This is a genomic window from Burkholderia sp. WAC0059 (assembly GCF_002870125.1).
In the GTDB taxonomy this organism is placed as follows: Bacteria; Pseudomonadota; Gammaproteobacteria; order Burkholderiales; family Burkholderiaceae; genus Paraburkholderia.
The window spans coordinates 24,889-32,239 of sequence record NZ_PNEO01000031.1 but is presented as its reverse complement, the minus strand read 5'-3'; the positions used below and the strand labels follow the sequence as shown (position 1 = coordinate 32,239).

Genomic DNA, 7,351 nt, shown 5'->3' with positions numbered 1-7,351 from the left:
GCTCAAGCACATGTACAAGGACGATCGCGGCGGCGTCGTGATCTACATGGGCTCGGTGCATTCGCATGAAGCGTCGCCGCTGAAGTCTGCGTACGTTGCCGCGAAGCACGCATTGCTCGGTCTTGCGCGCGTGCTCGCGAAGGAAGGCGCGAAGCACAACGTGCGCTCGCACGTCGTCTGCCCTGGCTTCGTGCGCACGCCGCTCGTCGACAGGCAGATTCCCGAGCAGGCGAAGGAGCTCGGCATCAGCGAGGAAGAGGTGATTCGCAACGTGATGCTCGGCGGCACGGTGGACGGCATCTTCACGACCGTCGACGACGTCGCGCAGACGGTGCTGTTCCTTTCCGCGTTCCCGAGTGCGGCGTTCACCGGCCAGTCGTTCGTCGTCAGCCACGGCTGGTTCATGCAGTAGCGCGAAAGACCGGATGCCGATCCTGCCCGCCGGCCAGGTGCCGGCAGGTGACAAAACCATAGCCGGGGATATTTTCGATGACGTATCAGCAGATCGACTTCCTTCTGATTGGGGGCGGGCTGGCGAGTGCGAAAGCGGCCGAGACGTTGCGTCGGGAAGGCGCAACCGGCTCCATCCTGATCCTGTCGGCCGAATCGACGCTGCCGTACCAGCGTCCGGCGCTGTCGAAGCGCTATCTGCTCGGTCATGCCGATGCGGAGCAGATACTCGTTCACTCCGCGCAGTATTACGGCGAGCAGGAGATCGAGGTCGCGCTGGAAACCACGGCGGTTTCGGTCGACACGGTCCGCCAGCAGGTGGAAACCTCGACAGGGCGGCAACTCCGTTATGAAAAACTCCTGATCGCAACGGGCGCGTCGCCGCGGCCGGTCGCGCTGCCCGGCGCGTCGCTGCAGGGCATCCATACGCTGAGGTCCCGCGACGATTGCGATGCGATACGGCAGCATGCGTCGAAGGCGAAGCATGCCGTCGTGGTTGGAGGGAGTTTCCTCGGCATGGAGGTCGCGATGTCGCTGCGCGATCTTGGCCTCGACGTAACGATCGTCGAGGGCGACGACCGGCTGCTCCGGCATCTGGAATCGATGACGCTGTCGGATTTTTTCCGCCAATACGCGCAGCAGCGGGGCGCATCCGTGGTGCTGGACGACCCGGTCGTCGCGTTCCATGGAAAACGGAAAGTCGGGGAAGTCGAAACCCGCGCCGGGGCGCGGCTACCGTGCGATCTCGTGGTGGTCTGCACGGGCGTCGAGCCGGCTACGCGGTTTCTGGAAGGCAGCGGCATCGCGCTCGAAGACGGCCGGATCGTGGTCGACGATCTGCTGGCGACCAATGTGCCCAATGTCTGGGCCGCGGGCGATGCCACCAGCTTCCACGATCCCGTGTTCGCCCGCCGGCGGCACATCGAGCACTGGGACAACGCGGTCAAGCAGGGACGCCTGGCCGCGCTGAACATGCTGGGCCGGCGGATGCGTTATGACCAGGTGTCCTATTTCTTCTGCGAAGTCGGCGATATCGGGTTCGACGTGCTCGGCGCGCCGGAGGATACCGACGAGTGGATCGCCCGCGGCTCGCTGGACGAACGGTCCTTTGCGCTCTTCTATCTGAAGGGGAGCGTGCCGAGAGCCGTATTCTCGCTGGGCCGGCCCGCCGATGAGACCCGGGTTGCGGAGGGGTTGATCCGCTACCGCACGAACGTGCTTCCGCAGAAGGCGAAACTGGGCGACCCCGGCTTCGCGCTCGACCAGCTCGCGACGCAGACGGTGCTGGTCCTTCAGGGCGGCGGCGCGCTGGGCGCGTTCGAATGCGGCGTGGTCAAGGCACTGGAAGAGCATCAGATATTTCCCGACATCGTGGCCGGTATCTCGATCGGTGCGCTCAACGGCGCGATCGTTGCCGGTAATCCGCGCGATGCCACGGCGGCGCTGGAGGCGTTCTGGTCGGAGCTTCAGGTGGCTTCGCCGCCGATGCTGCCGGAACCGCTGAGACGTTCGGTTACGGCGATGCAGATCCTGCAGTATGGGGTGCCGAAGTTCTTCCGGCCGCGCTGGCTGCCTTCTTTCGGCGAGCCCTGGGTGGCGCCGTGGAACTGGACGGGTTTTTACGACACGTCGCCGATGAAGCAGCTACTGGCGAAATACGTGGACTTCGGCGCGCTGAAGCACAGCCCGGTCCGGCTGGTCGTGGGCGCCGTCAACGTGCTGACCGGAGAGCTGGAAGCGTTCGACAGCTACGTCGATGATCTGACGCCCGACCACGTTCTCGCCAGCGGCAGCCTGCCGCCCGGTTTTTCGTGGACGTTCGTCGACGGCAAGCCGTACTGGGACGGCGGCGTGGTCAGCAACTCGCCGCTGGACCTCGTGATCGACCGCTGCGGCCCGGACGGCAAGCGCGTCTTTATCGTCGACCTGTTTGCGGGCGAGAAGGCGCTGCCGTCCAACATGATGGAAATCATGGCACGCCGTGACGAGATTGTTTACTCGGAGCGCGTGCGGAGCGACCTGCGCACGCGTGAGCTGAAGGACGCCTATCGCAGCCTGATCGAGAGCATTCTCCAGGAGGTCGAGCCGGCGGAGCGCGACAAGATCCGGCAGCGTCCCCGGTATATCCAACTGATGGGCGACGGGGCGAAGATGAGCATCACGCGGTTCGTGCGCAAGGGGCCGTCTGACGAACCCTCGTCGCGCGACTACGATTTCTCGGATGTTTCGATCCGGTCCAATCAGGCCCAGGGCTACGCCCTGGTGAAGGACATGCTGGGGGCTGCGGGAGAGACAATTGTGGCGGCGGCCGAACCGGATGGTGCGAGAGCGCCCGATACAGTCGCGAGGTAGGTGCCGTCACGTCTATTCATTCGGGCTGTAGCCGCATCTGTGCGGGATGTCGTGCGGCCGGTCCCCGTCCGGTGCAGTAAAGCCGGCTCCCGTAATTCCCGGCAATCCGGGTTTGCCCAACTTTCTGATACAGGAGACACATGCCATGAGCGAAGACAGGACCAACGCGCTGCTTGAACTCTACAAAGCCAATACGCAGTTCTTTGAGCAACTCACCGGGATTGCCCAGCAAGCCAGCCAGCAGTGGCAGAGCCGGAGCCAGCAGGCCGTGGCGGCGGCGCTTGCGGAGTCCGAGGCCGAGTTGAAAGCGCTGCTCGACGCAAAGGACCTTCCCGCGCTGCTGGCCTCGCAGACGGGCATCGTCCGGCGTCGCTGGGAGCAGCACCAGGGTGCGATCCAGGCGGCGCTGCAGGCTGACGCAGGCAATCCTGCCGAGGTGGTCACGAAGCTGACCGAGGTGTTCGGAGCGTGGCATCGGCGCGTGAGCGAGGTTGCCGGCGGCACCACGTTTGCGGCCGGCGCGTGGTCCGGATACCCGAATCCGTTCCTGCAGTTCTGGACCAGCGTCGCCAACGGGAGCGGCGCACAGGGAGGCCGCAGTGGAAAATAGGCGAATCGCCCTCGTCACCGGCGGGCTTGGCGGCCTTGGCGTTGCCATCAGCCGGACCCTGGCCGACGCCGGCCACATAGTCCTCGTTACGCACTCGGTCGGCAACGAGCGCATCGAGCCGTGGCTGCACGAGCAGGCCGGCGCCGGCTACACGTTCCATGCGTATCCGGTCGACGTGTCGGAATACGACTCATGTCAGCAACTGGCAGAATCGATTCACGCCGAAGGACGGCACGTCGACATTCTCGTCAACAACGCCGGGGTCGTGCGGGACGGAACCTTCCGCAAGCTGACCAAAACGAGCTGGGATACCGTGCTGCGCACGAACCTGGACTCCGTGTTCAACGTGACCAAGCCGTTTGTGGACGGGATGCTGGAACGCGGATGGGGGCGCATTATCAATATCGCGTCGATCAATGGCTCCAAGGGGCAGTTCGGACAGAGCAACTATGCGGCGGCCAAGGCCGGCATGCATGGCTTCACGAAGTCGCTCGCGCTCGAGGTGGCCCGCAAGGGGGTGACAGTGAACACAGTGTCGCCTGGCTATCTCGACACGAAGATGCTCGACGCCGTGCCGAAGGAGGTGCTCGAATCGCAGATCATCTCGCAGATCCCGGTTGGCAGACTGGGGCGCCCCGAAGAGATCGCTGCGCTGATCGCGTTCATCGCGAGTGACGCGGCGGGGTTCATGACGGGCAGCAACATCTCGATGAACGGTGGCCAGCACATGTATTGAGCGGTCCGGCATCTTTCGGCTGATACAGCCTGAACAACCGTAAAAGGATTCAATAGATGGGTATCTCAATCGACAGCCTGTTCGGCAAGGAAGAAGTGGCGAATGGTGCAGTCGTCACCGCGCTCGATCACCAGGATATCGTGGTGGCGCTATCGGCCGCGCTAGTGCCGCAGCGGGTGGCTGTGCTGCACATGCTGTACCCCCGTACCGATGCGCGCACCCACCGTAGCCTCGACTCGCTCGTCGATACGCTGAATGGGCACGGCCTGCATCAGGTCGCGCGGCTCATCGCCCGGGAAGCCCACTACCTGCTGTTCAGGGAGCCAGCGAAGGCGTGGAGGGCGTTTAACGAAATCCGCAACGATTCGCTTGCGATCGGCGTTCACCTCTACTACGGCGGGCTTGCCGGAGAGGCAGCCGAGCGCATGCTCGATGCTCACGCGCACGGCAGGGAATAAGCCTGCCTGGAGTGAGGCGGCGTGAAGTGGATGTGGATGGAATAACGCGGGCGTTCGACTGGCTGCTGGCTGAATGGCCTGATGAAGGAAGGAACGGTAGTTTCCCCACTTTATCCGTTCTCGACCCGGCACCGAGCCACAGGATGAGGCGCGCGTTGCAACCTGGCAAGCTTCGCGACATCGCTGCGGTCAGGGGCGCATCTGCCCTGACTGCCCCGGGCGTTTGCAAATTTTGTCGCGCTCACGATTCTGTCGCGCTCCGGTTTCGGCGCGCCGCCGGCACGGCAAGACGCTCGTTCTTGCCGAAGCCATGGACACCGGCGAGGTCGAAAAAAAGTCACACCGGCTTCCACGGCATGCTGCGGCGTCGCAACGGATTCCGCTTCATCACGCTTGCCGTAGAACGCCGGCATGCCCATGCGGCCGAGGCCGATTTCGGCGACGTCAGGCCGTCATGCCCCGGTTTGACCGCGTCTTTACTGGTCTGGGCCCTCAGGGGAGCGGTGTGGCATCGGGATAATCGGCGCCCAGCGTCGTCTTCTCCCACGTGTCGAAGTCGTGCTTCTTCGCCTCCAGACCCTTGCGCGCAAGCTCAAGAGCGGGCTTGCCGAGCAGCAGGTGCAGGGGCGGGTTGGGTGAGGCCACGACGTCGATGATGGCCTGGGCCGCACGTACCGGATCGCCTTGCTGGCGGCCTGAGCGAGCGAAGGTCTGTTGGCGGCGAACGCCCGCCGTCTCGGCATAGTCGTCGATCTCGATCTTCGACTGTCCAATCGAGCGGCCGGCGAAGTCCGTGCGGAAAGGCCCCGGCTCGACCAGTGTGACTTTGATGTTCAGCGGCGCGAGTTCGAGTGCGAGGGAGCCGGACAGGCCCTCGACGGCGAATTTCGTCGCGTGGTAGTAACCCGTTGCCGGGAAGCTGACCAGGCCGCCGATCGATGACAGATTGACGATGTGGCCGCGTTTGCGCGCGCGCATGCCGGGCAGCACAGCCTTCGTCACGTCGATCAGGCCGAAGACATTGGTGTCGAACATCGTGCGTACGGGCGCGTCCTCGCCCTCCTCGATGGCGGCGAGGTAGCCGTATCCGGCGTTGTTCACCAGAACGTCGATCTGGCCGAACTTCGCTTGCGCCTGCTTCACCGCGTGGGTGATGGCCCCGGCATCCGTCACATCCAGCGGTAGAACGAGCACGTTGTCTTCATGGCCGGCGGCCAGATCGCTGATCTTCTTCACGTCCCGCGCCGTTGCGACCACCCGCAGCCCCTGGTCGCGTAACAGTATCGCCAACTCGCGACCGAAGCCCGTCGAGCAACCCGTGATGAACCACACCGGCTTTTGTTCGTTCGTCATTTGCCTGCTCCTGAAAGGAAAGTACGTTGAGGATGAAGGTCGGTGCGTTTAGCGGTCGACCATCGCCAGCATCTTCTCGCCGTAGCGCGGCCCTGAAATCTTTTCGGGCGCGAGCGCATCGTCAAGCGCTTTCATCTGCGCGGCATCGAGCGTAATGGCGGCAGCGGCCACGTTTTCTTCCAGATATTTCCGGCGCTTCGTACCGGGGATCGGCACCACATGGTCGCCCTTGTGGAGCAGCCAGGCGAGCGCAATCTGCCCGGGCTGTGCGCCGAGGCTTTCGGCGATGTCGCGCACGGTCTGGGCGGCCTTCACGTTGGCATCGTAATTCTCGCCCTGGTAGCGCGGATCATTGCGGCGGAAATCATCTTCCGGGTAATCCTCCGCGCGCTTGACCTGTCCGGTCAGGAAGCCGCGGCCGAGCGGGGAGAACGGTACCAGCCCGATCCCGAGCTCGCGGAGCACCGGGATCACATCCCGTTCCAGGTTGCGTTCCCACAGTGAGTATTCGCTCTGGAGTGCGGAGACGGGATGGACCGCATGGGCGCGCCGGATGTTGGCGACACCTGCTTCGGAGAGACCGAAAAAACGCACCTTGCCCTGTCTCACCAGATCGCCGACCGTACCCGCCACATCTTCGATGGGCACGCTGCGATCGATGCGATGCTGGTAAAGCAGATCGATGTGGTCGGTGCGCAGCCGCTTGAGCGAAGCGTCGACGACCTCCCGGATGTGCCCGGGCCGGCTGTCGGTGCCGACGCTCTTGCCGCTCTCGATCCTGAAGCCGAACTTCGTCGCGATCACGACCTTGTCGCGCTTGCCGACGAGGGCACGGCCCAGCAGATCCTCGTTCGCAAAGGGGCCATAAACTTCGGCGGTGTCGAGGAACGTGCAGCCCAGATCGATCGCGCGATGCAGCGTTGCGATGGATTCGGTTTCGTCTGCCGGGCCGTAGGATTGGCTCATGCCCATGCAGCCCAGGCCGATCGTCGAGACTTCGAGGCCCTGGCCGCCGAGCTTTCGCGTACGTAATGTCATGATGGTGTCCTCAGATGGAATTCGCTCCCGCTTCCTGCATAGGGCGGGGGACGTATGATCGTGGTTGTGGGAGATAACGACGACATGACTGCGGGGTTTCCCGCCGGTCGTCAAGCGAACGCAGTTACGTGTTCCGGGCTGCGGATCACGAAAACAATAGCATGGTTGTTTGCCCCGCGTTTGTTCCACCGCGTTTGGCCGGTGGGTTTCTGGCGCGGGTGATTTTTAGGCGATGGGGCAGCGATCACCGCGCTCGATCAGATAGATGATCGCTGCGCGTGACAACGCCGGCAATTGATGCCGTCATGACGCGTCACGGCACAATTGCGGTACAGGACGCCCAAGAGGAAAAGG

At 63.8% G+C, this 7,351-nt stretch carries 7 protein-coding genes; 5 read left to right on the top strand and 2 right to left on the bottom strand.

All coding sequences use genetic code 11. The features are described 5' to 3' along the window. The 5 genes from CY652_RS22435 to CY652_RS22415 form a co-directional block, all read left to right on the top strand. The coding region (locus CY652_RS22435) for an SDR family oxidoreductase (protein ID WP_146010192.1) at positions 1 to 412 on the top strand (412 nt) is incomplete at its 5' end. Positions 413 to 489: 77 nt separating this feature from the next. After that, positions 490 to 2,802, top strand: a complete 2,313-nt coding sequence (locus CY652_RS22430; RefSeq protein WP_102132914.1) for an FAD-dependent oxidoreductase — start codon at positions 490 to 492, stop codon at positions 2,800 to 2,802. 145 nt (positions 2,803 to 2,947) lie between these two features. Further along, a complete protein-coding gene (locus CY652_RS22425; RefSeq protein WP_180970731.1) occupies positions 2,948 to 3,412 on the top strand; it encodes a phasin family protein in 465 nt (154 codons plus the stop codon). Next, complete coding sequence (gene phbB, locus CY652_RS22420; protein ID WP_102132912.1) at positions 3,402 to 4,148, top strand: acetoacetyl-CoA reductase; 747 nt, start codon at positions 3,402 to 3,404, stop codon at positions 4,146 to 4,148. The genes CY652_RS22425 and phbB overlap by 11 nt, the downstream gene beginning before the upstream one ends. A gap of 56 nt (positions 4,149 to 4,204) precedes the next feature. Then, positions 4,205 to 4,606: a hypothetical protein gene (locus CY652_RS22415; RefSeq protein WP_102132911.1), complete on the top strand. Its 402-nt coding sequence runs from the start codon at positions 4,205 to 4,207 to the stop codon at positions 4,604 to 4,606. Positions 4,607 to 5,098: 492 nt separating this feature from the next. Here the strand turns inward: CY652_RS22415 and CY652_RS22410 are convergent, their stop codons facing one another. Further along, positions 5,099 to 5,959, bottom strand: coding sequence for an oxidoreductase (locus tag CY652_RS22410; protein ID WP_102132910.1), 861 nt, complete (start codon positions 5,957 to 5,959; stop codon positions 5,099 to 5,101). A gap of 48 nt (positions 5,960 to 6,007) precedes the next feature. Then, complete coding sequence (locus CY652_RS22405; RefSeq protein WP_102132909.1) at positions 6,008 to 6,997, bottom strand: aldo/keto reductase; 990 nt, start codon at positions 6,995 to 6,997, stop codon at positions 6,008 to 6,010. Between the last annotated feature and the right edge of the window lie 354 nt (positions 6,998 to 7,351).